The sequence below is a fragment of the bacterium genome (assembly GCA_019912885.1).
Lineage (GTDB): Bacteria > Lernaellota > Lernaellaia > JACKCT01 > JACKCT01 > JAIOHV01.
In genome coordinates, this window is record JAIOHV010000071.1 from 1 (window position 1) to 24,761 (window position 24,761).

Annotated in this window: 25 protein-coding genes; 12 read left to right on the top strand and 13 right to left on the bottom strand. The window is 64.8% G+C overall.

Translation table 11 applies throughout. The annotated features are described in order from the left end of the window. Window positions 1-199, bottom strand: a 199-nt coding sequence (locus tag K8I61_06000) for a hypothetical protein (protein MBZ0271567.1), incomplete at its 3' end; no start/stop codon positions are given. Further along, window positions 196-714: an RNA polymerase sigma factor gene (locus K8I61_06005; GenBank protein ID MBZ0271568.1), complete on the bottom strand. Its 519-nt coding sequence runs from the start codon at window positions 712-714 to the stop codon at window positions 196-198. The genes K8I61_06000 and K8I61_06005, both read right to left, overlap by 4 nt. A 443-nt stretch (window positions 715-1,157) precedes the next feature. On the opposite strand from K8I61_06005, the gene K8I61_06010 reads away from it, so the two are divergent. Then, window positions 1,158-2,444 carry a hypothetical protein gene (locus tag K8I61_06010; protein MBZ0271569.1) on the top strand — a complete coding sequence of 429 codons (1,287 nt, stop codon included), beginning with the start codon at window positions 1,158-1,160 and terminating at the stop codon, window positions 2,442-2,444. Window positions 2,445-2,577: 133 nt separating this feature from the next. Here K8I61_06010 and K8I61_06015 read toward each other — a convergent pair whose 3' ends face one another. Both K8I61_06015 and K8I61_06020 read right to left on the bottom strand, forming a co-directional pair. Next, window positions 2,578-2,835, bottom strand: coding sequence for a hypothetical protein (locus K8I61_06015; protein ID MBZ0271570.1), 258 nt, complete (start codon window positions 2,833-2,835; stop codon window positions 2,578-2,580). Between the two features lie 69 nt (window positions 2,836-2,904). Continuing rightward, a complete protein-coding gene (locus tag K8I61_06020) occupies window positions 2,905-3,624 on the bottom strand; it encodes a hypothetical protein (protein MBZ0271571.1) in 720 nt (239 codons plus the stop codon). Window positions 3,625-3,777: 153 nt separating this feature from the next. Between K8I61_06020 and K8I61_06025 the strand changes: the two genes are divergently transcribed. Beyond that, window positions 3,778-4,740: a flippase-like domain-containing protein gene (locus tag K8I61_06025; GenBank protein MBZ0271572.1), complete on the top strand. Its 963-nt coding sequence runs from the start codon at window positions 3,778-3,780 to the stop codon at window positions 4,738-4,740. 175 nt (window positions 4,741-4,915) lie between these two features. On the opposite strand, the gene K8I61_06030 is transcribed toward K8I61_06025, so the two are convergent. Continuing rightward, complete coding sequence (locus K8I61_06030; GenBank protein MBZ0271573.1) at window positions 4,916-6,172, bottom strand: hypothetical protein; 1,257 nt, start codon at window positions 6,170-6,172, stop codon at window positions 4,916-4,918. A 242-nt stretch (window positions 6,173-6,414) separates the two neighbouring features. On the opposite strand from K8I61_06030, the gene K8I61_06035 reads away from it, so the two are divergent. Beyond that, the gene (locus K8I61_06035) at window positions 6,415-7,668 is read left to right on the top strand and encodes an SGNH/GDSL hydrolase family protein (GenBank protein MBZ0271574.1); all 1,254 of its coding nucleotides are present in this window, start codon (window positions 6,415-6,417) and stop codon (window positions 7,666-7,668) included. Further along, window positions 7,665-8,798: a hypothetical protein gene (locus K8I61_06040; GenBank protein MBZ0271575.1), complete on the top strand. Its 1,134-nt coding sequence runs from the start codon at window positions 7,665-7,667 to the stop codon at window positions 8,796-8,798. The genes K8I61_06035 and K8I61_06040 overlap by 4 nt, the downstream gene beginning before the upstream one ends. 246 nt (window positions 8,799-9,044) lie before the next feature. On the opposite strand, the gene K8I61_06045 is transcribed toward K8I61_06040, so the two are convergent. From K8I61_06045 to K8I61_06055, 3 genes are all read right to left on the bottom strand, one after another. After that, on the bottom strand, window positions 9,045-9,386 hold the full coding sequence (locus K8I61_06045; GenBank protein ID MBZ0271576.1) for a hypothetical protein: 342 nt from the start codon (window positions 9,384-9,386) through the stop codon (window positions 9,045-9,047). Between the two features lie 115 nt (window positions 9,387-9,501). Then, window positions 9,502-9,975, bottom strand: a complete 474-nt coding sequence (gene moaC / locus K8I61_06050; protein MBZ0271577.1) for a cyclic pyranopterin monophosphate synthase MoaC — start codon at window positions 9,973-9,975, stop codon at window positions 9,502-9,504. Window positions 9,976-10,108: 133 nt separating this feature from the next. Further along, window positions 10,109-11,332 (bottom strand): molybdopterin molybdotransferase MoeA, encoded by a 1,224-nt coding sequence (locus K8I61_06055; GenBank protein ID MBZ0271578.1) that lies wholly within the window; start codon window positions 11,330-11,332, stop codon window positions 10,109-10,111. 172 nt (window positions 11,333-11,504) lie between these two features. Here K8I61_06055 and K8I61_06060 point away from each other — a divergent pair, with 172 nt between their 5' ends. From K8I61_06060 to K8I61_06075, 4 genes are all read left to right on the top strand, one after another. Continuing rightward, on the top strand, window positions 11,505-12,674 hold the full coding sequence (locus K8I61_06060) for a TRC40/GET3/ArsA family transport-energizing ATPase (GenBank protein MBZ0271579.1): 1,170 nt from the start codon (window positions 11,505-11,507) through the stop codon (window positions 12,672-12,674). Beyond that, complete coding sequence (locus K8I61_06065) at window positions 12,674-13,126, top strand: hypothetical protein (GenBank protein ID MBZ0271580.1); 453 nt, start codon at window positions 12,674-12,676, stop codon at window positions 13,124-13,126. The genes K8I61_06060 and K8I61_06065 overlap by 1 nt, the downstream gene beginning before the upstream one ends. A gap of 261 nt (window positions 13,127-13,387) precedes the next feature. Continuing rightward, window positions 13,388-15,475: an ABC-F family ATP-binding cassette domain-containing protein gene (locus K8I61_06070; GenBank protein MBZ0271581.1), complete on the top strand. Its 2,088-nt coding sequence runs from the start codon at window positions 13,388-13,390 to the stop codon at window positions 15,473-15,475. Window positions 15,476-15,541: 66 nt separating this feature from the next. After that, entirely contained in the window at window positions 15,542-15,706 is a 165-nt protein-coding gene (locus tag K8I61_06075) for a hypothetical protein (GenBank protein ID MBZ0271582.1), read from the top strand. A 77-nt stretch (window positions 15,707-15,783) separates the two neighbouring features. On the opposite strand, the gene msrB is transcribed toward K8I61_06075, so the two are convergent. From msrB to K8I61_06100, 5 genes are all read right to left on the bottom strand, one after another. Further along, on the bottom strand, window positions 15,784-16,185 hold the full coding sequence (gene msrB / locus K8I61_06080; protein ID MBZ0271583.1) for a peptide-methionine (R)-S-oxide reductase MsrB: 402 nt from the start codon (window positions 16,183-16,185) through the stop codon (window positions 15,784-15,786). A gap of 182 nt (window positions 16,186-16,367) precedes the next feature. Further along, window positions 16,368-16,742, bottom strand: coding sequence for a hypothetical protein (locus K8I61_06085; protein ID MBZ0271584.1), 375 nt, complete (start codon window positions 16,740-16,742; stop codon window positions 16,368-16,370). Then, on the bottom strand, window positions 16,739-17,566 hold the full coding sequence (locus tag K8I61_06090; protein MBZ0271585.1) for a hypothetical protein: 828 nt from the start codon (window positions 17,564-17,566) through the stop codon (window positions 16,739-16,741). Before K8I61_06090 ends, K8I61_06085 begins: the two co-directional genes overlap by 4 nt. A gap of 255 nt (window positions 17,567-17,821) precedes the next feature. Then, window positions 17,822-19,111: an endonuclease/exonuclease/phosphatase family protein gene (locus K8I61_06095; protein MBZ0271586.1), complete on the bottom strand. Its 1,290-nt coding sequence runs from the start codon at window positions 19,109-19,111 to the stop codon at window positions 17,822-17,824. A 118-nt stretch (window positions 19,112-19,229) separates the two neighbouring features. Beyond that, window positions 19,230-19,487 (bottom strand): hypothetical protein, encoded by a 258-nt coding sequence (locus tag K8I61_06100; protein ID MBZ0271587.1) that lies wholly within the window; start codon window positions 19,485-19,487, stop codon window positions 19,230-19,232. A 3-nt stretch (window positions 19,488-19,490) separates the two neighbouring features. Between K8I61_06100 and K8I61_06105 the strand changes: the two genes are divergently transcribed. The 4 genes from K8I61_06105 to K8I61_06120 all read left to right on the top strand — a co-directional run bounded on the left by K8I61_06105 (window position 19,491) and on the right by K8I61_06120 (window position 24,760). Continuing rightward, window positions 19,491-19,925 carry a retroviral-like aspartic protease family protein gene (locus tag K8I61_06105; protein ID MBZ0271588.1) on the top strand — a complete coding sequence of 145 codons (435 nt, stop codon included), beginning with the start codon at window positions 19,491-19,493 and terminating at the stop codon, window positions 19,923-19,925. 2 nt (window positions 19,926-19,927) lie between these two features. Further along, window positions 19,928-21,775 (top strand): AMP-binding protein, encoded by a 1,848-nt coding sequence (locus tag K8I61_06110; protein MBZ0271589.1) that lies wholly within the window; start codon window positions 19,928-19,930, stop codon window positions 21,773-21,775. 477 nt (window positions 21,776-22,252) lie between these two features. Beyond that, window positions 22,253-24,067: a fibronectin type III domain-containing protein gene (locus tag K8I61_06115; GenBank protein MBZ0271590.1), complete on the top strand. Its 1,815-nt coding sequence runs from the start codon at window positions 22,253-22,255 to the stop codon at window positions 24,065-24,067. A gap of 12 nt (window positions 24,068-24,079) precedes the next feature. After that, on the top strand, window positions 24,080-24,760 hold the full coding sequence (locus K8I61_06120) for a hypothetical protein (protein ID MBZ0271591.1): 681 nt from the start codon (window positions 24,080-24,082) through the stop codon (window positions 24,758-24,760). The last annotated feature ends 1 nt before the right edge of the window (window position 24,761 follow it).

Here is a 24,761-nt window from a genome sequence, read left to right on the forward strand (position 1 = left end):
CGGGCACGGCGACAAGCGCGGTGCCTTTCGCGTCGATCGTCATTTCGGCGCCGCCCATCAGAAGCGGCGCAAGACCGATCGCGAGCGCGAGGACGGCGACAAAAACCGCCGCGCGCCGGCGCGCCTTGTTGTCGCGCCGGAGTTGCTCGACGATGAGCGTCTTCGCGTCAACCGCAAATCGGGGCTCAAGGGCGCTCATGCCTCGTCCCCCCACGCGCCGCGAAGGGCTTTTCGAAGCGCCCCGAACGCGCGGTGCTTTCGCACGCGGACGGTGCCCGGATCGAGGCCGAGCTTCGCGGCGATCTCCACGAGGTCCATATCGTGGAAATGGTGCAGGATAACGACCTCGCGCTGGTAAGCGGGCAACGTCTCGATCGCCGCGCGCACCGCCTCGTGCATCAGCATGTCGGGCTCGTCCGGCGGAAGGGCGGGCTCCGGCAACTCGCCGTCAAAGGTCAGTTTTTGCGGATCGCGTCCGGCGCGGCGGAACGAGTCGATCGCCAGGCGGTCGCTGATCGTGAATACCCACGGCAAAACGGGCGTGCCCACGCGGTAACGCTCACGGTTGGCGTGCAGCTTCAGGAACGTCGCCTGCACCAGGTCGTCGGCCTGCGTGGGCCCGACCTTCGGCAGGAGCCGCGCGAAAAGGATCGGGCGCAGCGTATCGTGCAGGGCGACAAAGGCCGTCTCGTCGCCGTCGGCGTAGCGTTCCATCAGTCCTTCGATTTTCCCGCGGCGATCGTTTTCCGCCGCGACCATCAGGATTCCGAACAAAACGGCCTCCGCCCGCGGGAAAAGACCCGGCCTGGCGCCGAAGTCTTGGCCCGTCGGGGCGGAAATGCAAGGCGAAGCCGCAAGACCTCGCCGGCCGCATGCCTTCAGATACGCGCGACCCGGGCCGAGGGTTTCCGCACCGCGCCGGTGGCGTGGCGAAAATCGGGAGGCGAAGCTCCGAATTTCGTTGACGATCCGGGCAAGACTCTATAAAAGTGTCATGCTTATTCAGGCTCTTTATCGATTTTCGAGTCGCGTATTTGCGCCGGCGGACCCTTGCCTCGACAAAGCCGTTCGTCCGTTTCGCCGCGCCAACGCGCATCGTCGTCCGCGTCATGCCGCACCGCGCGAGACCCGCGCGGTCTTTGAAGGGGGTTGTCGTCATGCACATGAAAAGTATCGTTCTCGCCTGCATTGCCCTTTTGATGTTTGGGACATTCGCATTCGCGGGCGATTTCGAAACGAGCCCGCGTTTCCTTTCGCTGGCCGACACCGGCAACGCGATTTTCAACCCGAACTACCAGATGCCGGTGTTCGAAAACATCGCGGCCGCGGTCGATCGCACGCAGTACTACGTCGGCGGCGAGTCGCGCACGAACGCGTTGTTCGGCGTGGGCTCGGAAAACGACGTCGATTACTCGATGCTCGACGCGCACGCCATGGCGGGCGTGAAGGCCTCCTTCCCGCTTAACCAGGTGAAGGACGAAAACGACTGGTTCCAGCGCGTCGCCATCGTTTTCCAGCCGGGCGTGGACGTGGAGCTTTTACGCACGCGCATCGACGATCCGGACACGGCGCTCGAACTGACGGACGCGCGCGTCAAGGGCGGCCCGGCGATCAAGCTCGGCGCCGCTTACGGGTTCCACAAGATTTTCGCGGCGGGCCTCGGATTCACGATGTACCCGACGTCCGTTCAGTACAACAACTTCACCGGAACGCAGGACACGCCCAACGGCAACGACAACGTGGAATTCCAGGATAACTGGACCGCCGCGGCGCCGTTCGCGATCACGCCCGAGGTCGGCTTCCTTTGGCGCACGCCCGATCGCATGCAATTCGGCCTGACCTACGACATGGGCTACTTCGCCAAGTCGCAGCGCGACATCGAGCACAAGACCGCGGACGGCAACATCGACTACGAAACCGAGACGGTCGTGTTCAAGCCGCATCACTTCGGCCTTGGATGGGCGTACGAAATCCCGCAGGTCGAGAAATTCTACGTCGCGGCGGACATCGACGTGTATTTCAGCCAGTCCTACGAGGGCGACACGTACGACCCGCGGCGCGGCCAGACGTTCTACTCGCGCAACACGTCGCCGAGCAAGGACGATCCGACGGCCGGCAAGGACGATCCGAGGGATCCGAACCGGGACAATCTCGGCAACAAGTTCTACGCCTCGGTCGCCTCCGGGTACGTCGTGTCCGCGTCGGTCGAAAAGACGTGGCAGCAGATCGCGCTCGCGGGCGGCATGGGTTACGCCTTCGAGCAGGGCCTCGACAAAGATCGCCCGGCTTCGACCTTTTTCATGACCGCCGGGCCGCGCCTGTTCTTTGACGACACGATCTTCCTGGCCTGGGGCGGGCGCTTCGACATCGGCTTCGCGAGCGCGGAGACCACCTACCTGCTCACCGGCGGCGGCACTTCGATGTCGCTTGGCGGAACGTTTTAACGCGAGAAAAGAGCAAAGAGGAAAGAAGCGCGAGGAAATAGTAAAGAGGAAACAGGAAAGAGGAATCGCAAACGGCGCGCGGTGAAGTACCGCGCGCCGTTCGCCTATCCCGTCATCCTGAGCGCGTGATCCGTCATCCTGAGCGCATTTCCGTCATCCTGAGCGCCTGAGCTGTCATCCTGGGCGGCTGATCCGTCATCCTGAGCGCCTGATCCGTCATCCTGAGCGTCTGATCCGTCATCCTGAGCGCCTGATCCGTCGTCCTGAGCGCCCTTTCCGTCATCCTGAGCGTCAGCGAAGGATCCGGCTCGCCCCAGCCGACGGCCACGTCATTGCCGATTGCCGGCGCCTGATCACCGTCCATTCGGTCCATCACGTCCATTTTGTCCACGGGTTTTCGGGAACCGCCTTCGCCAAGGCTTCGGCGCCTGGCTGCCTGCGCTCCCAAGCGCCGCGCGCTCTATTCCGCTGTCGGCGCGTCACTCTCGGCGGGCGCGTCAGCCGCCGGCGCGGCCTCGCTCCCCGCGGCTTCCCCCTCGGCGGTCGGCGCTTCCTGGGCGCCCTCGCCATCGGGCTCGACCTTGCGGACCTTGAGTTGCACGTTGCCCTTTTCAGGTCCGAATTTCGCGCCAGGCAGGGAGCCGGGGATCGGCGGGGGCCCAGCGGCGCCGGGGTTGGCGCCGCGGATGTCCTTGATGTAACGGAGCGAAAAGATCTTCCACTTGTTCTGCACCTTGGAGACGAAGTTGATATCCAGGTTCACCTTGCTGCCGTCGGGCAACTCGGCGATGACCGTCGATCCGCGATGCAGCGCGAACGGTCCCTGGCTCCACACCTCACGGCCGAGACGGAACGCGACGTATTTCAGCTCCTTCCCCAGATAATCCCGGTTGCGCGTCTGAAAGTCGCGCAGGACGAACTGGTGATAGACCGTGACGCCCTGCTTGTTCATCTGTTTGGCGAACGGCTTGAGGTCGTTGCGATCCAGGAGCAGCGTCTCGAAAAGCTCGTAATCCTTGGCGGAGACCGCATCGAGATACTTTTGCGCGAGCTCCTCCGGAGAATCGGCGCCCGTGGGCGCCGCGGCTTCGCGCGAACCGCAACCGCCGCACGAGGCCCCGAACAGGACCGGCACGGCGGCGACAACGACAAGGCAGATAATGCGACGAATTTTTTTCATTGTCAGATTTAGTTGGCGTTCATGGGGGCAAAGATCGAAAGGTTGTATCGGGATCGAGCCGGAAAATCAAGCCGGACGGGTCGTTTGGGCCGTCGCCTTGACAGCGCGATCCGCGCATTGGACAAGGATCGTTCCCATGACTTTCCGGGGGCCGTGAGCATCGTGACGACCTCGACGCGCAAGGGCTTGATCTGGGCGATCGGTGTCGCCGTTTCGATCGGCACGCTCATTTTCCTCGTTCGTCTAGTCGATTTCGGCCGCGTGGCCGAGCGCATCGCGGACGCGCGCGGCTGGCCCTTGGCGCTGGCGATCGTCAACTCGCTGGTCGCGAATCTCCTGTTTTCCGGCTGGCAGTGGCGCACCGTCTTCGCCGAAATGGGTGATCTGCTGCCGATTTCCGAGCACATCTTCGTGAAAACAGCGATTTACCCGCTGCGCGCCGCCACGCCCGGCCGTGCGGGCGGGGAAATCGGCCGGGCGATCTACATGCAGCGCGTGCACAACATCCCGATCGCGCGCACGGTGGCGGCCACGGCGGTCTTGTTCACCGTCAACCTCGGGATCTTCCTTGCGCTGTCCATCATCGGGTTTCTGACGATCGGAAGCTTCGCGCTCGCCGGGCTATGCGCGCTCGCGCTTTTCGCGCTCGTGCTGGCGACCTTCATGTCGCGCGCCTACCTGCGATCCAAGGCGGACTTGCCGCGCGATACGTGGTGGGGCCGCCGGCTCATCGACATCTCCCCCGCGGCGAAGATCACCACCAGCGGCTTCCTGCCGATCGTCCTTCTGGGAACGCTGACGATCGTCGGTGAAGTGGTGGAACTGGCGCTTGTCGCGCACGCGATCGGCGTTCCCCTGACCATCCGCGACGCGCTCGCGTTCGGGCCGATCATCCTGCTCGCGGGCACGATGCCGTTCACCTTCATGGGGATCGGCCTGCGCGAGGCGGCGACGGTTTACCTTCTCAGCGCGTACGCGACGGCGGAGAAACTATTTGCCGTCGGCCTGTTGTATTCCTTCACCGACAAGTTGCTGCTTGCGCTGATGGGCCTTGCGACGCTGTTCCCGTTCATCCTCGCCTGCGGCGCCGAGAAAAAGCCGAAGCCGCAACAATAAGGCTGGAAGGCGGGAAGGCTGAAAGGTCATCGCAGATTGCATCCGCAGATTGCGCAGGTTTCGCAGATTGCGAACTCCCGCGTGGTCTTGCGGGTTAGAACTCAATCCTCGATCCTCGATCCCTCCGCGCCCTCTGTGTCTCATCCGTGCGCTCTGTGTACCGCTGAATTGCGATTCAAAACGCTCCGGCAAGACTCGTCAGCACGGCATGCTCCGCGCCCGCGAACGCATCCCACGCGCCGCGCCCGTGAAAGCCCATCGTGTTTTCGTAGATCGTCATGCCGGCGTATTCGCCCTCGCGCGACGGCGCGATGAGCATCTCTGACTCCGGGTGGATGTAGCCGCAGTAATCGTCGCTATGCCCGACGACGCACGCCGCGAGCCCTAACTCGCGCCCGCGCTCGCGCGTCACCAGACCGGCGCCGACGCCGTAATCCGACGGCTGGAAAACGAGGGCCGCGCCGCAAATGCGCAGACCCGAAACCGAGGTGACGCGCGGTACCGGAAAACCCGACTGCACCACGCGATCCCAGATCTTCACGAGCGGCCAATACAACGGCGCGGTCGCCTTGTAGCCCGGAGGAAACGGTTTCGCGCCCGCCTTCGGCAGCGTGAGGGATTCGCGCGAAAACGCGATGCGCCCGCGTTCGGGCGCGCCCATGGCGTCGCCCATCCGGTGCGCCGCCGCGACGATGGGATCGACCACGCGCGCGAAGTGCTCGCCCACCGGCAGCGGCTCCTTAGGAAACCAGATCGACAGTCCGCCCACCGCGCCGTTCAGGAACAACGTCGTCGGATACCGCTCCTCGAGTGCCGCGGCGACGCGCCCCGGATAGTCCGCGGACATCGCGTGGAACTCGCGCTCGGCGACAATCACCGGATGCCCCGGATACTGCACGATCGCGCCGAGCGGCCGCCCGTCCTCGCCCGTGAACGTCAGGAGCGTGAGCGTCTCGTCGATCGGCCCGTCGGCGCGCCGCCGATTTTCCTGCAAGCCGGCGAGCCGCTCGGCGTGAAACGCCACCCGCGCGTGATCGCGCGCCTGCCAGGCCTTGACGGCCGCCTCGGCGAATCGACGCGCCAGAAACTCGAACACCTCCGGCCGATACGGTCCGCAGAACCATCGCGCGACGGGATGATCCCAGTAGTTGCCCGGCGCGGAGTGCGTGTGCTGGGCGTGCAACACGAGATGGACGCCCTCGGGCAGATGCTCCGCCGCGAAGCGCCGGAAAGCGTCGGTGATCTTCTCCTGCGGCGTCAGAAAATCCGCCGCCACGACCACGACGCCGTGGTTGTCTTCCGATAACGCGATCGCGCGCGCGCGCGGCTCGTCACGCACTTCCGAAAAGATGCGCGGCTTGCGCGTGACGTACCCCGCCATGCTCGTCGGAAACGGCGGCTTGATGCTGACGTTGGCAAACCCGGCTTTCATTGTCCGCTCCTGGTGAGACCCGCTCCGTAACGGTCGCGGTTCGTATCTGTAAGGCGTGCCCGTTCCCGGACGTCACAGCCTGAAAGTCTGAAAGTCTGGAAGGTCATCGTGAATGGGGCATCGGGAATTGCGAATGGAGAATAACGAACGCAGGCGCCGTCGCCGCGTAGCGCTTCCTTGCGATGGACATTCCCAATTCGCAATTCCCAGTTCCCCATTCGAATCGACATTCCACCGCCCCGATGCTAGTCAAAGTCGCCGTGACACGCGAGACGCCAAACCGCGACGCCGAGCCGGAGCTGCTCGCGACATCCTCTCCGCCCGCCCGCGAGCCGTACGGGCGATTTTCGCTCATGTTCGCGCCGGGCGTGGCTTTCCTTTTCGTCGCCGCCGCGCTGTTTTTCGCGGCGGATTTCCTGCTCACGCACGTGGTCGCCCTGCGCATCGACGCGGGCGATTTCCGCGTGCCGCGTTCGTCCGTCGCGGGGATCGACGACCTGCTCGATGCGGCGGCCGGGGCGGCCGGTCCGAAGATCGTCATGCTCGGCGATTCCGTCGTGCGAGGCGATCACGTCGAGCCGCAAAACGCGTTGCCGCCGCGCATCGCGCGCGCGCTTGCCACGCGCCCAAAACGCGCGCGCGTTTTCAATCTGGGCCTTTCCGCGGCGAACAATTCTGACAAGCTGCTCGTGCTCGAACGGCTACTCGCTCGCGGCGGGACGCCGCCGGATCTCGTCGTGATCGAGGAGAACCTCAAGTTCTACACGAGCGAGTATCGCCTGCAGTCGGCGCGGTATCCGCGCCTTGTGACCCCGGACATGCGCCGCACGAGGCCGAATCGATACGCGCGCGTATTGGAGCTTCCCGCCCCGCGGCGCGACGCGCTCTGGTCCGGCGCGGAATACGCGGCCGGGCGCGCCGCCGAACGCCTTACCATCGCGCGTCATCGTGACGGGATCGCCGAGTGGCTCGGCGCGGGCGATCACCCCGCGCGCCGCGCGCTCGCGGTGTGGAACGTCGTAAAACGGCGGATCCGCTACGGTGAGTCAGGGCCGCAAACGAAGTCACCCCGCTCCGAGCGGGGTGACGGAGTGCGCGGTCGACCCCTCCCTGGCATCGCCGCTTTCTTTTCGCCGCCGTCCGAAGCGGTCACGCTCAATCCCGCGCCGCCGGATCTTGTCCTTGACGTGCCCGAGCAAAATCTGCGCGACGGCGTCAACATCCGCGCGCTCGAGATGATCGGCAAGCTGTGCCGCGAGCGCGAAATCGCCTGCCTGGTCTACCTCACGCCGATGAATCCCAGCGCTGTCGTGAGCGGGCGCACGATGTCGTCCTACCGGGTGCGCACGCGCACGGCGGCGGGCGCAAACGTCGGGTTCATCGATCTGACGACGCTTCTGCCCGCGTCCGAATTCCGCGACCTGGACCACCCGCGCGCGGATGGCATGGACGCGCTCGCCGAACGCCTCGCCGCCGAAATCGAGGCGCGCCTGTGATCTCCTCGGCGCTGTACCTGCTCGTGCTTGTGCCTGCGGGCGTCGCCTGCGCGTGGGCGATCCGCAACGCGCGCGCCAGGCAGGTCTTTATCGCCCTGTTTTCACTCGCGGTGCTGGCGCAATACGCCGGTGCGTTCGCGCTTCTTGTCGCGGGCGCGAGCGCGTCGGTTTTGCTGTTGACGCGCGCGGCCGAACGCCGGCCCAAACGCCGGCGCGCGCTTGTCGCGGCGGCCGTCGCCGCGCCGCTGGCGCTTCTTGTCGCCGTGAAATGGCCGGGATTTCCGTGGCCCGCGCCGGAGGCCGACTGGATCGCGCCGCTTGGCGTTTCGTATGTCACGTTTCAGCTCATCCACTACGCGATTGAGCGCGGGCGCGGGCGTGTCGCGGATGAAGGCGCGGCGACGTTTTTCGGATACGCCCTCTTTTTTCCGACGCTCGCGGCCGGGCCGATCAAGCGGTTCGGCCCTTGGGCCGAGCAGGCGCGCAAAAGCGGGCGGCCGGCGACAAGCGACCTGTCCGTGGGCGCGTTTCGCGTGGCGATCGGGTTTTTGAAAAAGACGGCCGTCGCGCAAACCGCGTACGTCGCGCTTGACGGATGGGCGGACGCCGGCGGGCCGACCCTCGTCGCGTGGGGCTGCGCGTACCTCTACTTCATCTACATCTACGCCGATTTTTCCGCGTATTCCGACATCGCCATCGGCACCGCGCGGATGATGGGACTCCGCATCGAGGAAAATTTCCGCTGGCCGATCCTGGCGACCAACCCCAGCGAGTTCTGGAAACGCTGGCACATGTCTTTGACATCGTGGCTTCGCGACTACGTTTTTATTCCGCTTGGCGGCTCAAAGGCCGGTGGCGCGCGCACGATCGTCAACACCGTCGTCGTCATGGCGGCCATCGGAATATGGCACGGATTCGCGTGGAACTTTCTGGCGTGGGGCGTTTACCACGCGCTGCTTTTGATCGCGTATCGAGGTGTGCGTCGCGTGTTGCCGCTTCATGCCGCGCCGCGCATCGCGCGCGTTTGCGGATGGGCGATCACCTTCCATCTCGTCGCGGCCGGATGGATTTTGTTCGACCGCCCGATTGAGGCGGCGTGGCCGATTCTGAAGGCGTTTTTCTTCCTCTAGGAGTGCGATTCGTCGCGCCCGTGCCGGTGTCCGCATGTTTGCGGGGAAGGTGTAAGCGCCGTCATCCTGAGGTGAGCGCAGCGAGCCGAAGGATCCGGCCCCGCGCGGGTGACGCGTGGACGCCGGCAGGGGCCGGCCAGATCCTTCGCTTCGCTCAGGATGACGTCGCCCTCAGGATGACGTCGCACGCGGGACGAAGGCGAACGTGGGACGAAGGCGAACGCGGGACGAAGGCGAACGCGTGATTCACCGCCGGTGCCGCGGTGCGCCGTAGTCGCTCGCGTCGCCTCGGCAGTTTCGCGCCTTGATCGCGGTGATCTGCGCGTCCTGCGCGGCGACGAGCGCCTCGTCGTATTTCGATTCCGCCATCGCCGCGTTCGAGGCGGCAAGTCGCGCTTCGGCCGCGCGCAGCATGTCCGGGCAACGCTCGCCCGCGCCACGCGCGCGCGCGTCAACGATCGCCTGCCGGGCGGCGGCGAGTTCCGCATCCGGCTTGTACGCGCCGCACGACGCGCCGAGAAGGCACGGCGCGCATACGACGATCGCGAACCACGCCGCGCGGCGGACGGTGGGTCTAGAACATCGCATAGACAAACGACGCGCCCTTTTTCGACAGCAGCGCCAAAAGCGCGATGACGACAAAAAGGAAAACACCGAAGGCCGCATCGCGTCCGAGCCTGACGAAAAAAGTCTTCATTCGCCTTCACCCTACCCGATAATCGCCGCTTTTTCCGCCCGTCTTTTCGATCAGGCGAACGCGCTCGATCGTGATGCCCTTGGTGACCGACTTGCACATGTCATACACCGTCAGCGCGGCGACGCTCGCGGCGGTCATGGCTTCCATCTCCACGCCCGTCAGCGCGGTGGTGACGACGCGGGCGACGATCGAAAGCGATGCGGCGTCGTTGTCGAACGCGAAGTCGATCGACACGCCATTGATCGGCAGCGGGTGGCAGAGCGGGATCAGTTCGGGCGTGCGCTTGGCGGCCTGGATGCCGGCGATCTGCGCGACCGCGAGCACGTCGCCCTTTTTCACCTGCCCGTCGCGCACGAGCGCGAACGCCTCGGCGCCAAGGCGCACGATCGCCTCCGCGGCGGCGGTGCGTTTCGCGTCCGGCTTGTCCGACACGTCCACCATGCGCGCGCGGCCGGATGTGTCGATGTGCGTGCTTTTCAAGTTTTTCCCTTTCCCAGGAGCGGTCTAACAGGGGCGATGGACAATATGGACATCATGGACCCAATGGACCTCTGACAGACGTGCGTGTCCTCCGTGCCTCCCCGGTGTTCTCCGTGCACCGTCGAGATGCGTTTCAGTCCGCGTCCAGGAACCAGAACTTCACCGCGTCGCCCGGCCCATGCTCGCTCACCTCGGCCGGGACATACGCCAGCCTTCGCCCGCGCGCCATCGGCGCGAGCAGGCCGGAACTCTGCGAGCCGGATGGCGAAAGATCGTAGCCGCTTTCCGTCGCCGTCGCATTGACGCGCACGAACATCGCGCGGCCCGGGCGCTTCTTGAATCCGCCGGGGAAGCGCCCGAAGGCATGCGGCCGTTCGACATCCCGAAAACCCGCCAAAAGGCGCAGAAGCGGGCGGACGTGCATTTCGAAGCAAACGAGCGCGCTTGACGGGTTGCCCGGCAGGCCGAAATACGCGCGCGTTCCGCCGCCGTTCGGCGCGCGGCCAAACGAGAGCGGTTTTCCGGGCTGCTGCGCCACCGCGTCGAACACCAGGTCAACACCCACCGAACGCAGCACGTCCTTCACCAGATCGCGCTCGCCGACCGACACGCCGCCCGTCGTCAGGACCACGTCCGCGTCCGCCGCGCTGGCCAGCGCCGCTTCAATCGCGCCCGCGTCGTCGCCCGCGATGCCAAGATCGATCGGCTCGCCACCGGCCTCGCGCACCGCCGCGACAAGCGCGGGGCCGTTGGAGTTGACGATCATCCCCGGCAAAAGCGGCATCCCCGCCGGTACAAGCTCCGCGCCGGTCGCCAGCACCGCCACGCGCGGCGCGCGCCCAACGGTCACGTGCGCAAGGCCAAGCGACGCCAGCACGCCGATGTGCGCGCTCGTGACGCGCTCGCCGGCGGTGAAGACGACCTCGCCCGCGCGCGCGTCAAGCGCCGCGGGTCGGATGTTTTCGCCGGGCGCCGCGGATCGCGTGAAGACAAGACCGTCGCCGTCGGCGCGATAGAGCTCAAGCGGCACGACGGCGTCGCCGCCGGGCGGAATGCGGCCGCCGGTCATGACCTTCACGGCCGTGCCGGGATCGACCCTGGGCAAATCGCCCGGCCCGGCGAACACGGTTCCGGCGACGCGAAGCCGCACGGCCCTATCCTCCGACGCACCCCGGATATCCGCGACGCGCACCGCCGCGCCGTCCATCGCGCTCGTGACAAATGGCGGCACGTCGGCGGGCGCAACGACATCCCGCGCCAGCGCGCGCCCCAGGGCACCTGCCAGATCGGTCTCGACAACGCCAAGGGACAAGGCGCCTTCGCGCACGAGGCGCAACGCGTCGGATACGGAAACCATAGGCGGCATGGGTGTGAGGTTAGGGCCGCGCGGGGGGCAAGGGCAAGCATGGACGCAATGGACAACATGGACAATTATGGACATGATGGACGGATGAAACATTTGAATTCTCCGTGTCCTCCGTGCCTCCTCCGTGCTCTCCGTGTTCCGTCGGTGCGCTGAAGGGGCTTTGATGCGCGTCATTTTGTTCACCGGCAAGGGCGGCGTCGGCAAGACGACCATGTCCGCGGCGACCGCGGTGGCGTGCGCGCGCGCGGGCAAGCGGACGATCGTGCTTTCGACGGACGCCGCGCACTCGCTTGGCGATGCGTTCGGCGTGACCATCGGCGGCGAACCGATCACCATCGAAAAGAACCTGACCGCGCTCGAGGTGAACGTCCACCTGGAGCTCAAGCGCAACTGGGGCCGCATCCAGAAATACATTTCGCAGTTCCTGCTCTCGCAAGGCTATCGGGACATCGTCGCGGAGGAGCTCGCCATCCTGCCCGGGATGGAAGACCTGTTTTCGCTCATCAAGCTGCTCGACCTGGAATCCGGGGGGAAATTCGACGTCGCCATCATCGACTGCGCGCCGACGGGCAGCACGTTGCAACTGCTCGGCCTGTCCGACGTGCTCGCGTGGTACATGGAGCGTTTCTACGACATCGAAAAGAAGATCGCGCTGGCGCTGAAGCCGGTGATGGAGCGCATCATCAAGGCGCCCATGCCCGACAAGGAGGTGTACGCGAACATCGAGCGCATCTACGAGCGGCTGATGAGCGTGCGCGAATTGTTGGCCGACCCCAAACGCAGCACCGTGCGCCTTGTGACGAACGCGGAAAAAATGGTCATCCAGGAGACGCAGCGCGCCTTCACGTACCTTTCGCTGTTCGGTTATCCGGTCGACGCGGTGATCGCCAACCGCCTGTTGCCGGACGCCGCCAAGACAGGCTGGTTCAACGAGTGGGCGAGACTTCAGGACAAATACATGAGCCAGATCCGCGCCTCGTTCGATCCGTTGCCGATATTCAAGGCGCCGCTCTACCCGCACGAGATGATCGGGCCCGACGCGCTTGGCCGGCTTGCCGCCGACGTGTACGGCGATACCGCCGCGGACGGGATCCTTTTCGCGGACAAGCCGTTCACGCTCGCGGGGGAGCCGGGCCGCTACCAGATGGCGATCGAATTGCCGAACGTGGAAAAGGGCGATATCAACCTCTGGTCAAAACACGGCGAGCTCATCATCTCCATCGGCAACTTCCAGCGGAATTTCATTTTGCCGCGCACGCTCGCGGATCATCACGTCACCAAGGCGAAGCTCGAAAAAGGCGTCTTCCACGTGACGTTCGAAAGGCACGAGTGATGGACCCGAAGGCCGCGGACGCGCTGCGCGAGTTTTTCGAGAGCTTCGATTCGGCGCGCGGGCATTTTCGAAACGCGGAGCGCGAGCTGCTGCTCGCGCAGCACGACGTGCTTGAGGTCTTCATCCGTACCGCGGAAAAAGCCGACATCGAGATCCTCGGCCTGCCGCTGCACATCCTGCGCGCGCTCGCCGCGCTGGTGGAGTTTTTGGCAACACTCGTCCCGGAGGCGGGCAAGGAGGCGGAATACGCCGAATCGCGCCGCCGCGCCGTCGATGACCTCATCACCGCGATCGAAACCGAGCTTGCCCGAACGCGCCTTGCCGAGCCGTCCGACAAGCGCGAGGCGAAGATCGAGGCGCTGACGGGGCTTATCCGCTATCTGTCCGCCGAGCGCGACGCCGCCGCAAGCGCGGCGGCAAGGCCGCGGATCGAGAAGATCGAGATTGAGTAGGAGACAGGAGATAGAAAATAGGAAACAGGAAATAGTGTCGCGGCGCGGGCGTATTGCGGTTTTTCCAATGGCTCCCTCAAGGGACGAACGGGGCGACCGCTCCCTGACGGTCGCGCCTCTGATGCGTGCGCGGCTCTGATGCGGGGGCGACACCGAATTCGGATAAACCGTCGTTTACGGAACACCGCGCGGTGCGTTTTCTAACTCCTATTTTCTATTTCCTATTTCCTGTTTACGGCGAATGCCGTAAACAACGCCGCCATGAGCCTCGTCGTTTTCGACAACGTATCGCTGAACTTCGGCCAGAAGACGATCCTCGACAACGCGTCGCTGCGCATCGCCGCGCACGACCGCATCGGGCTCGTGGGGCTGAACGGAACGGGCAAGTCCACGATTCTGCGGCTGATTCTCGGCAAGCAGTCCGTCGACGGCGGGCAGATCGTGCGCGCGCGCGGACTGCGTATGGGGTATCTGCCGCAGGAGATCGGCGAACTCGGCGGCGGGCGCCTGCTCGCGACCGTGCTCGCCGCCGCGCCCGGACGCGAGGCGCTATTGACGCACCTCGCGCAAACGGAAGCGCAGCTTGCGGAATCGACCGACGCCGACGAGCAGATGGAACTTGCCGAGACGCTCGCCGATCTGCACGACGAGATCACGCACTTCGAAACCGCGTTCGCGCCGCACGCCGCGGAGAAGATTCTGCTCGGCCTGGGTTTCGAGGAGAGGGATTTCGATCGCCATCTCGCGGAGTTTTCCGGCGGTTGGCGCATGCGCGCGGCGCTGGCGGGGCTGCTTTTCCAGAAGCCCGACCTTCTGCTGCTGGACGAGCCGACCAATCACCTGGACGTGCCGTCGCTGCTGTGGTTCGACGATTTTCTGAAGAACGAGAAGCAGGCGACGTTCGTGATGATCAGCCACGACCGCGAGTTCCTGAACCGGCAGATTGACCGCGTCGTGGCGCTCGAGATCGAGGGTGTGCGGACGTATTCCGGCAATTTCGAGCAATACCTCGTCCAGCGCGAGGAAGAAGAACGCATCCTGATCGCGCGCGTGAAGAATCAGGAGCGCATGATCGCGGAGACGGAGCGCTTCATCCGGCGCTTCCGCGCGAAATCGACCAAAGCGCGGCAGGTGCAGGACCGCGTCAAGAAGCTCGAGAAAATTGAGCGCGTCGAGGCGCCGATCAGCGCGCGCACGCTCGAGTTTTCGTTCGATCCCACGCCGCGTTCCGGGCGCGACGTCATCCGCGTGGCGCACCTGTCCAAGTCATTCGGCGATCTGCGCCTGTTTCGCGATCTGTCGCTCACGGTGCATCGCGGCGACCGCATCGGCATCATCGGGCGCAACGGCGCGGGCAAGACGACGCTGCTCCGGATGATGGCCGGCGAGCTTTTGCCTGACGCGGGGCAGGTGCAGCCCGGATCCAACGTCGAGGCGGCGTATTACGCGCAGCACCACGCGGATCAACTCTCCGGCGAGGCGTCGATCCTCACGGAGGTCTGGTCGATCGACCGGTCCGCCGGTCAGACGCGCGTGCGCACGATCTGCGGCATTTTCCTTTTTTCGGGCGACGACGTGGAAAAGCCGTGCGGCGTGCTGTCGGGCGGCGAAAAGGCGCGCGTCGTGCTCGCGAAACTCATGATGAAGCCGGGCAACCTTTTGCTGATGGACGAGCCGACCAATCATCTCGATCTTTACGCGACCGAGGCGCTCGGCGAGGCGCTCGAAACGTACGACGGCACGATCGTGTTCGTCAGCCACAACCGCGCATTCGTGAATCGGCTGGCGACGAAGATCTGGGACCTGGACGGCACGGGTGTGACGGAATACCTCGGCAATCTGGACGACTATCAGTATCACCTGCAACAGCGCGCCAAGGCCGCCCTGGCCGGGGTTGTGGCGGATCGCGGCATGATCGGGGAACGCATCGCGAAAACGCGCGAGGCCGAGGCGGCCGCGCGAAACGCCCGAACGTCGTCTTCACCGGCGACGGCGGGCGGCTCGCCGAAGAAGGCCGCGCCCGAAAGCGAGGCGCCGCGCGCGCCGGAAACCGCGGACGCCCGCAAGGAGGCGCGGCGCGAGGCCGTCAGGCGCCGCGAGGAGCACCGGAAACGCTTTGGCCCGCTCGAAAAAGAGGTGGCCGATCTGGAAAAGCGGATCGCGCGCCTGGAGGAAGAACAGACCGCGTTGTCGAACAAGCTCGCCGATCCGGAGTTCTACGCCGACGTCGCCCGCTCGCGCGATGCCTCGATTGCTTACAAGCGCAATCAGGAAAAAATCGACGAGCTCATGGCACGATGGGAGGGCAAGCAGAAACAACTGGAAGAGGCCGAAAGACTGGAAGTCTGAAAGTCCGGAAGTTCATCGCAGAATCGCAATTCAACACCAAGGCACGAAGAGCACAAAGAAACACCGATGCCCGGTGTCCTTTATGTCATCAGCGATGTTATCGGCGATGCCATCAGCGATGCGCGCGACGTCATCCTGAGCGAAGCGAAGGATCTGGCCGGCACCTGCCGACGGCCACGCGTCAACCGGCGGGGCGAGATCCTTCGGCTCGCTACGCTCGCCTCAGGATGACAGGCTTGCCGCGCCGTCTGTGTCATGCGGCCCCCTCGGCCTGCGATGACCTTCCAGCCTTCCAGCCTTCCAGCCTTTCAGTCTTTTTTCGGTTCGAGCTTCAGCGCCACCGAATTCATGCAGTAGCGTTTGCCGGTCGGCGGCGGGCCGTCGTCGAACACGTGTCCCAGGTGCGAGCCGCAGCGCGAGCACACGACCTCGGTGCGTTTCATGAACAGGGAGCGGTCGGTTTCAAGATCCACCGCTTCCTTGTCGATGGGCTCCCAGAAGCTCGGCCAGCCGGTACCCGATTCGTATTTCGTCTCCGAATCGAAAAGCGGCTGACCGCAGGCGGCGCAGTGGAACACGCCGGGCGTTTTCGAGTGCACGTATTCGCCCGTGCCCGGCCGCTCGGTACCTTTGTCGCGCAGGACGTGAAACTGTTCGGGCGAGAGCAACTCCCTCCACTCGGTATCCGTTTTTTCGATCTTCCGGCTCATCGGAATCTCTCCGCGCAGGGTGGCTTTGTAAATCGCGTTCGCGGCGCTCGATGCGGACCCCGCCGTCACGCGTTTTCCGTCGAAGACCGGCATGCTCGCGACGGAACGGTCGCAGGCGGCCTGAATCGAAATCAGGGAGAGCGAAAATACGGCAGCCCACACGATTCGGTATGTGCGGATACTCACGGGATTTCCTCCAGCCGCCCGCGTAGCGCGCGCCGGCGGGCTTTGTCTTCACAATACCGCCGAAGGCGCGCATCCGTTACATCCGAGCAAAGGTTTTGTGCGATACCCGCCCGCCCGGCGGGCAGAAGCCGCGTCAGTTCGAGCAGACACGCATCCGCCATCATGGGATCGCGCGCCTCGCGGCACGCCTGGCGTGCCAGCAGCGGCTCGGTCGCCGCGCGCGCGACCGCGAGATCATAGAGGCACTCGTCACGCAGCGGGCGCGACTGCGCCAGGCACGCCTCGACCGGATCCTTGGGCGCTCCGCCACAGGCCGGTAACAAGGTCGTAAGGACAACGGCGAATCCCATCGCGCGCATCGTCCGTCTCACGGCCCCGCCTCCCGGGCCACGCTTTTCGCGACGGTGAGCGCCCCGTCGCGGCACGCGCCCGCGTCATCCGGGTCGAAGCGGTCGCACCAGTCGCGCGCATCGGGCAAGCCGCGCGTGGCGGCGAGCGCAGCGCCCAAACCCGTCAGGCATGCGTGGCGATCGTCCGTGCGCTCCAGCAGATTGCACACGGTCTGCGCCGCGGCCGGATCGGTCGTGCCGACGTGCCGCGCGAGGCCGCGATAACACGCGGCTCGCACGAGGGCGTCGTCCTGCCGAAAACAAAGAAGCTCCGTCGAGCCGAGACTCTCGGTCGCCTTGGCGCCGGCGATCTCCTCGACGCACCACAAATCGGTTCCGCCAGCCGCGTTGCACGCCGCCAACGCGCCGCCGGCGTCCGATGGCGCGGCCGCGCGCGCACGCGCGATGCGGCAATCCGAGCGAAGCGCGGGATCGTCGATGGCGTCGCAATCCGCTCGCTCGGCGGCGGGCGTCTCGCCGCCGACGGCGGTGTTGCAGTCCAGCCGAATATCGACGGCGGAGATGCCGCCGCAAATGAGCGCGGCGAGCGCCGGATCGTCGGCCGCGGTCACGAGCGCGCGGCGAAAGTGGCAATAGTCGGCGACGCGGCCGGGGTACTCCTCGCACAGGCGGCCACGACCGAAAAAGCGCATGAGAATCAGCCCGACGGCAACCGCGACGAGAAGCAGCACGCCATAGAGCACGACGGCGACCGCGCGCCGGCGGCGGTCAAGCCGCGCGATGCGATCGAGTTCAAGAGCGGGATCGCGATCGAACATCGCCCCGATATTGCCACGAAGGGCCAAGGGCGTCGCTTACCGGAACGGCGAAATGTTGCGTCGAAGCAGGTGAGGACACCTGCGGTCCCGGGGACCGGCCGCCGCGGTAGTCAACGCCGGCGTTATTTGAGGGCGTATCGGAGAGTTGAGCTTGCATCGAAGCAGGCAGGACGCCTGCGGTCCCGGCGAACGCATCCCGCTATTCGCGAGCGGCGTCCTGCAACCACGCCGCGCGTCCCCTCTTTCCTCTTTTCTCTTTCCTCTTTCCTATTTCCTACTTCCTCATTCGACGCAACCGTCGCCCGTCCAGACATCCTCGTTCCAGGCGTCCACGGTCATCGTCGCGCCGTAGTGATCGGAGAGCGGCAGCGACATCTCGCCATCTTCGGTCGGGATGTCCTGGAGATCGTCGAGAACTCGCCGCGTTTGGCCGACGGTCTGAATGTCCGCGTTGACGCGCAGGAGCACGTGGTCAATGACGTGGCTGTTTCCGCCGCCGACGAGCGGGTTGTCGCCGCACCACGTGCAAATCGGGTCTATCGAAAACGGGTCGGGATACCACTCGTCAAAGTCCGCCTCGAAAAACAACTCCACGTGATCGCCGAGTTTTTCCGTCACCTCGCCGCCGTAATCGCCGCCCGCGTTGAAATCGCCGAGCACGATCTGGGCGCCGGCGCCGGCCGAGGCGTCGGCCTGGTCGATGATGTCGCGCACCTGCGCGAGATTCTCCGCGCTGTAATCCGCGAATTCGCCGCCGTAAGGCAGAAATTCGATGGAGGTGGTCAGGTGCGTGCAGTAGATATCGGTCGCGAGCCGAGCGCTGTCGATGCGCGCGGACAACACGCCGCGCTCAATGAGAAACGAATCCATCGGCGTGTACGCCGTCTGCGCCAACGGAAGGCGCGAAAGCAGAAGAAGGCCGTTTGCGCCTTCGTATTGCCTCGGCGGCGGGCCTGGATTCGTGCAGATGTCCACCATGTCGTCAAACGGTTTATCGATGTTCGACGCGAGGCAGTAGAAACAATCGAGCTCCAGGTTGTTGAGCGGTGCGGCGCAATTGGCGATGACGCACCCGACGAAATCGTTGGTGCTCACCTCGTCGCATCCCGCGTCCTCGGCGCACGTCACGAGATCATCGATATCGACGCACGTCGCGGGCTCGTCGGGCAGCGCTTCCCACTCCGCGTGCGTGTTGTAGCGGAAACTGTAGGGGAACGCCGAAGCGGTCGCCGCGAGAATGGCCGCGATGTCTTCTTCGGTCCACACCTCCTGCAGGCAGACGACGTCGGAGTCGAGATTCGTGAGCGCATCGCCGATGAATGACAGGCGATCCGCGGCATACGGCACGAATCCGTGCGCGAGGCCGGCGTTGAATGTCGTGAAGGTCACGGGATCGGGAACGCAGGCGTCATCGTCGCCGGTGTCGTCATCGGCGCCGTCGTCGTCATCCGCGTCGTCGTCGTCATCGTCGTCGTCGTCATCGCCATCGTCGTTCGACGGCGGGCAGCCGGCGTTCGCGAGGAGCGTGGCGATCAGCAAGGCGAGCAGAAACAAGAAACGCGGCCGGAGCATGGGGCACCCCCGAAAACGTGGATGAGGCGCGGCGAAGCGCGAAACACAATCATATCGCAACGCGCGGCGCGAGGCTGTCAAGTCGGGAATTGACGGGAACGCGAATCGCGGGACATACTTAAAAAAGGAGATTGCGATGGTAAAACACGTGCTCGAACAGGAAATTGAAACGTTCGAAAGACATCGAGCCGAGCTTGTCGGACGCGCGCGTGGTGATTTCGTTTTGATCAAGGGCGAACGCATCGTGGGTATTTTTGACAGCGAAATCGATGCGATAAACCGCGGGTACGAAGAATTCGGGAATGTCCCGTTTCTCGTTCAACAGATTCTGGAAATCGACATTCCGCTCCAGTTCACCTCGCTCGATTTTCGTCACTGAGTGCCCTCCTTCACCGGCCAGATAGGGGATCTTCGCGCGATTGGGCCAATCACCGAGATTCGCGTCGGGTTGCCACCCCGCCTGGCGCGTGAGCGAAGCGAATCCGGCGCGAGTCCGCTCGAACCGATTACTGTCGCCGCCATGGTCGATACCGGCGCGTCCGCGACGGTCCTGAGGTCCGACGTCATAAAATCATTGGGCCTGAAAACCATAGGGCGGTCCTGGGTCCAGACCGTGTCGTCGACGGAACCAATCTCGGTGGATCGGTTTATCGTCAGCCTATATCTCCCCGAAGGGGTTACCGTGTCGTCCGCCGTCGTTGTGGAGGCGCCGCTCGAAGGGCAGCACATCCAGTGCCTGCTCGGCCGCGATATCCTCTCGCATGGCATCCTCGTCTATATTGGCTACCTGAATCAGTTCACGCTGAGCTTTTGAACATGGCCGCGGAAGAAATCGAATACGCCGAAAAGCCGGCCGTCGCGCCGGAGTTCGAAACCGTCCCCGCCATCTTCGCGGATCGCGTGAAGAAATACGGCAAGCGCACGGCCCTGCGCCGCAAGGAGTTCGGCATCTGGCGCTCGTATTCGTGGGACGATTACGACGCGTCGGTGCGCGAGGTCTTCGGCGGGCTCGCCGCGCTTGGCGTGACAAAGGGCGAGTGCGTTGCGCTGATATCGGAAAATCGCCCGGAGTGGCTTTTTTGCGATCTCGGTATTCTGCACCACGGCGCGGTGACCGCCGCGATCTACGTGACGAACGCGGCAAGCCAGGTCGCCTACATCCTTGCGCACAGCGAGGCGCGCATTTTCTTCGTGGAAAACGAGGAGCAGCTCGACAAGTGGCTCGAGGTGCAAGGCGACGTGCCGGTGGAGCACGTGATCGTGTTCGAGCGCGAGGGGCTGCGCGATTTTTCCGATCCGCGCGTGATGTTTTTCGACGAGTTCCTCGAATCAGGGCGCCGGTTCAATGCGGCGAACCCGGATGAATTCGAGGCGCGTGCGTCAACGGTAAAAGGCGGCGACACGGCGATCATCGTTTACACCTCCGGCACGACCGGCCCGCCGAAAGGCGCGATGCTGACGCACCGCAATCTCATCTGGACGGCGGCGTCGATGGGGCTGACCAATCCCATCAGCGAGCAAGATGAGGTGCTCTCGTTTTTGCCGCTGTGCCACATCGCCGAGCGCGTGATGACGACGGTGAACCAGCTCGGCTACGGCTACACGGTGAACTTCGCCGAGAACCTGGAGACGGTGCCGCAAAACCTGCGCGAGGTGAGCCCCACGGTGTTTTTCGCCGTGCCGCGCATCTGGGAGAAGTTCCACTCGCGCGTGAAGATCACGATGTCCGAGGCGACTTGGGTGAAGCGCCAGGCGTACGCCGCGGCGACCGCCATCGGGCGCCGCAACGCGAAAAAGCTCGTCACCGGCAGAACGCTGTCCGCCGGTGAGCGCCTTTTGGGGTGGATCGCACATTTGGCGGTGCTGCATCCACTGAAAAAACGCCTGGGGCTTGAGCGCGTGCGTTTTGCGATTTCCGGCGCGGCACCGATTTCGCGAGAGATTCTGGAATATTTCCACGGCCTCGGGCTGTGGGTGCGCGAGGTGTACGGGCAGACGGAGTGCTCCGGCCCGGCCACGATCCACTTCGCCGATCGCGTCGTGCCGGGCACGGTCGGGCGCGCGATTCCGGGCTGCGACGTGAAGCTGGCCGACGACGGAGAGATCCTGATCCGCGGCGACAACGTCTTTAAGGGCTACTTCAAGAACGAGGCGGCGACGGCCGAGGCGATGGCAGAAGGCTGGCTGCACTCGGGCGACGTCGGCGAGATCGACGCGGACGGATTCCTTCGCATCACCGACCGGAAGAAGGACCTCATCATCAACGCGGCGGGAAAGAACATCGCGCCGCAGAACATCGAGAACCAGCTCAAGGCGAGCGCGTACATCAACGACGCGGTGTGCATCGGCGACAAGCGGCCGTTCGTCGCGGCGCTCATCCTCATCGACGAGGAGCACGTCATCAAATACGCGCAGGACAACCGCATCCCGTTCACGACGTACCAGAGCCTCGCGAAAAGCCCCCCGATCCGAAAGCTCATCGAGGCAGAGGTGGACCGCGTCAACGGCGAGCTCGCGCGCGTGGAGCAGGTCCGCAAATTCACGATCCTCGACAAGCGCCTGGACCAGGAAGACGACGAACTGACGCCGACGATGAAGGTCAAGCGCAAAAAGATCGGCGAGATGTACGCGGACGTGATCGAGGCGATGTACCGGGGGCGGTGAGGGTCCATGTCGCTGGGAGCGCAGGCGTCTCGCCAGCTTTGACATCGTGGCGCGTCCATCATGTCCATTCGGTCCATCAAGTCCATCGCCACCGGCCCGTCTGATTTTCGCTCGGTGAAGGCTTCGCTTCAACGTCGGATCGCCGATGAAGGGCGCGTTTTGTATGGGCGCCTTGAAATAGTCGAGAGCGGCGATGCCGGGGCGTTGCCGACCGCGCACTCCGCCCGCCTTCGCTGGCGCTACGGCGTGACTTCGTTTGCGGCCCTGACATCGCGCCGACGACATCGCGCCGGCGTGACTTCGTTTGCGGCCCCGACATCGCGCCGACGACATCGCGCCGGCGTGACTTCGTTTGCGGCCCTGACATCGCACTTCGCGCCTCGGACATCGCAAACACGCGCCCCGCTTGACGGCATAGCCCCCACAGGCTAAAGCACCTTGAATCTCGTTGCTTTTCCGCATCCATCGGGGGATCTGATGTCGCGTCGGACGGCTCTTGCCGCCGCGTTCGTTAGCGTTGCGTTCGTCGCGCTCGCGCTTTTCGCGTTTGCGTCCGTTGCGCTTGCGCAGGATGCGCCCGCAACCAACGGGGGCGGGGCGCAACCCGCCGAGCCCGGAGCCGAGCCGGCCCCCACGCCCGAGGGCGAGGCCGGACCCGTTCCCGCCGGCGACGGCATTCTCGTCACCGATCTCGCGGCCGAGGAAGGTGTGCCCGAGCCGACGCTCGAAAACACCTTCAACGCCCCGCTCTGCCCGCCCACCGAGGTCGCGGTCAAGGACGCACCGGACGACGCCGGCGCGGCACTCGTGCTCGCGTGGCGCTCGTGCCCCGTGCGTTATCAGGAAGTCGATAACTACGTGATCTTCCGCGCGCTCAAGGGCGGCGGCGGCCCCGCGTTCATGCGCGTCGCCCAGGTCGCGGCCGGCGACGGCAAGGTTGAGGATACGGCCGATGGCAAGGCCGCCCGCGTCTACGAGTTCACCGACACCGGCCTGACCGAAGGCGCGACGTACGTCTATCGCGTCGCGGCCACCGCGGGCGAGCGCTTCGCCTACGCGTTTGTCGCGACGGACGGCGCGCCGCTCGTGGATGTCGGCCCCATCTCGCCCGTGCGCCAGCAGGTGACGACGGACGAGTTCGACAAGCTGCACGGCTCGTTCGCGGGTGCGCCGCCGAAAAACGTCAGCGCGAAGGATCGGCCGAACGACGCGGGCGACGGAATCGTGGTGACGTGGGAGGCGCCGGACGGCGCCGAGGGTATCCGGGGGCTCGCGTACAATGTCTATCGGGGCAAACTCGAGGACGGACCGTTCACGTTCGTGGGTCAGGCGGGCGGCGACGAGACGAAATACGTCGATACGAACGCGCAGGATCGCGACGGCGGCCGGCCGCCGTTTTATTACGTCGTCGCGTCGACGAACCTGACGGCCGACGGCCTCGCGTTTGCGCCGCAGGTGGTCACCGCGACGGCAAGCGCGCAGTTCGTGAACTTCGAGATGTGGAACTACTTCCTGTTCGCCATCGTGCTGTCGGGTTTCATCGTCTATTTCATCCAGCACATCAAAAGCGGCAAGAAGTTGTTTGTCCGCAAGATCGCGGGCCTGGAGGCCGTGGACGAGGCTATCGGCCGCGCGACGGAGATGGGCAAGCCGGTGCTGTTCGTGCCGGGCATCATGGACATGAACGACGTGCAGACCGTGGCGGCAATGTCGATTCTCGGCCGCGTTGCGCAGACCGTGGCCGAATACGACACGCGCCTCATGGTGCCGACCTCCAAGAGCCTTGTCATGACGACCGGGCGCGAAACCGTGAAAGAGTCGTACATCTCCGCGGGCCGGCCCGACGCCTACAACGAGGACATCGTCACCTACCTGACCGATGAGCAATTCGGCTACGTCGCGGGCGTCAACGGCATCATGGTCCGCGAGAAGCCGGCGACGATCCTTTACCTCGGCTCGTTCTACGCGGAATCGCTCATCATGGCCGAGACGGGCAACTTCATCGGCGCCATCCAGATCGCGGGCACGGCGCAACCGGCGCAGCTTCCGTTCTTCGTCGCGGCCTGCGACTACACGCTGATCGGCGAGGAGCTGTTCGCCGCGTCCGCGTATCTTTCGCACGATCCCAAACAGCTCGGCAGCCTGAAAGGCCAGGATGTCGGCAAGCTGCTCGGCATGCTCGGCATCGTCTTCGGGTCGCTGTTCGCGACCATCGAGGCGGTTTCGGGCGCGGGCTGGGCCAAATCGGCCATGCATCTCATCTCGGAACTCTTCCGGCCGGCGGCCGGATAAGGAGGGCGACGGGTGTTCGTCAAACGCACGCTGCCGCTCTGGATCACGTTCGTCGTCGGCACGGTCATCATCCTGTCCAAGCTCTCGCCGAAAACAACGGGGCTGGGCGAGGACTTCACGATTTATTTCGACATCATCGCCGTGTTCGCTTTCATCCTCGGCGGCGGCAACCTCGTGAAGATCCACGCGGACAAGCTCTCGAAGATGGGCGCGGGCTGGGGCTATTCGGCGGTGTGCCTCATCGGATTTTTCGCGACGCTTTTCATCGGCCTGTTCGAGATCGGCCACCCCAAGGGCTGGTCCACGGACCCGACGGCCTCGGGCAGCGCGTTCAACTTCATCTACGACTACGTCTTCAAGCCGCTGGCGGCGACGATGTTCGCGCTGCTGGCGTTTTACGTCGCGAGCGCGAGCTACCGCGCGTTCCGCGCCAAGAATCTGGAGGCGACCGTCCTTCTGGTCGCCGCGTTCGTCATCCTGCTCGGACGCACGTTCATCGGCTCGTTCGTCTCATTCTGGACCGAACCCGGAACGGGCTTTGGCATCCCGGAGCTCGCCGAGTGGATCATGGACTACCCGAACCGCGCGGGGCAGCGCGCCATCATGATCGGCATTGCGCTCGGCATCGTATCCACATCGCTGAAGATCATCCTCGGCATCGACCGCGGCTATCTCGGAAGCGGGCAGGAGTAGC

What these genes read in the sequence shown, in the direction of transcription:
- K8I61_06005 (MBZ0271568.1), bottom strand. Translation starts at nt 714, where the DNA reads ATGGAACGCTACGCCGACGGCGACGAGACGGCCTTTGTCGCCCTGCAC.
- K8I61_06010 (MBZ0271569.1), top strand. Translation starts at nt 1,158, where the DNA reads ATGCACATGAAAAGTATCGTTCTCGCCTGCATTGCCCTTTTGATGTTT.
- K8I61_06020 (MBZ0271571.1), bottom strand. Translation starts at nt 3,624, where the DNA reads ATGAAAAAAATTCGTCGCATTATCTGCCTTGTCGTTGTCGCCGCCGTG.
- K8I61_06030 (MBZ0271573.1), bottom strand. Translation starts at nt 6,172, where the DNA reads ATGAAAGCCGGGTTTGCCAACGTCAGCATCAAGCCGCCGTTTCCGACG.
- K8I61_06035 (MBZ0271574.1), top strand. Translation starts at nt 6,415, where the DNA reads ATGCTAGTCAAAGTCGCCGTGACACGCGAGACGCCAAACCGCGACGCC.
- K8I61_06045 (MBZ0271576.1), bottom strand. Translation starts at nt 9,386, where the DNA reads ATGCGATGTTCTAGACCCACCGTCCGCCGCGCGGCGTGGTTCGCGATC.
- K8I61_06055 (MBZ0271578.1), bottom strand. Translation starts at nt 11,332, where the DNA reads ATGGTTTCCGTATCCGACGCGTTGCGCCTCGTGCGCGAAGGCGCCTTG.
- K8I61_06060 (MBZ0271579.1), top strand. Translation starts at nt 11,505, where the DNA reads ATGCGCGTCATTTTGTTCACCGGCAAGGGCGGCGTCGGCAAGACGACC.
- K8I61_06065 (MBZ0271580.1), top strand. Translation starts at nt 12,674, where the DNA reads ATGGACCCGAAGGCCGCGGACGCGCTGCGCGAGTTTTTCGAGAGCTTC.
- K8I61_06070 (MBZ0271581.1), top strand. Translation starts at nt 13,388, where the DNA reads ATGAGCCTCGTCGTTTTCGACAACGTATCGCTGAACTTCGGCCAGAAG.
- K8I61_06075 (MBZ0271582.1), top strand. Translation starts at nt 15,542, where the DNA reads ATGCCCGGTGTCCTTTATGTCATCAGCGATGTTATCGGCGATGCCATC.
- msrB (MBZ0271583.1), bottom strand. Translation starts at nt 16,185, where the DNA reads ATGAGCCGGAAGATCGAAAAAACGGATACCGAGTGGAGGGAGTTGCTC.
- K8I61_06095 (MBZ0271586.1), bottom strand. Translation starts at nt 19,111, where the DNA reads ATGCTCCGGCCGCGTTTCTTGTTTCTGCTCGCCTTGCTGATCGCCACG.
- K8I61_06110 (MBZ0271589.1), top strand. Translation starts at nt 19,928, where the DNA reads ATGGCCGCGGAAGAAATCGAATACGCCGAAAAGCCGGCCGTCGCGCCG.
- K8I61_06115 (MBZ0271590.1), top strand. Translation starts at nt 22,253, where the DNA reads ATGTCGCGTCGGACGGCTCTTGCCGCCGCGTTCGTTAGCGTTGCGTTC.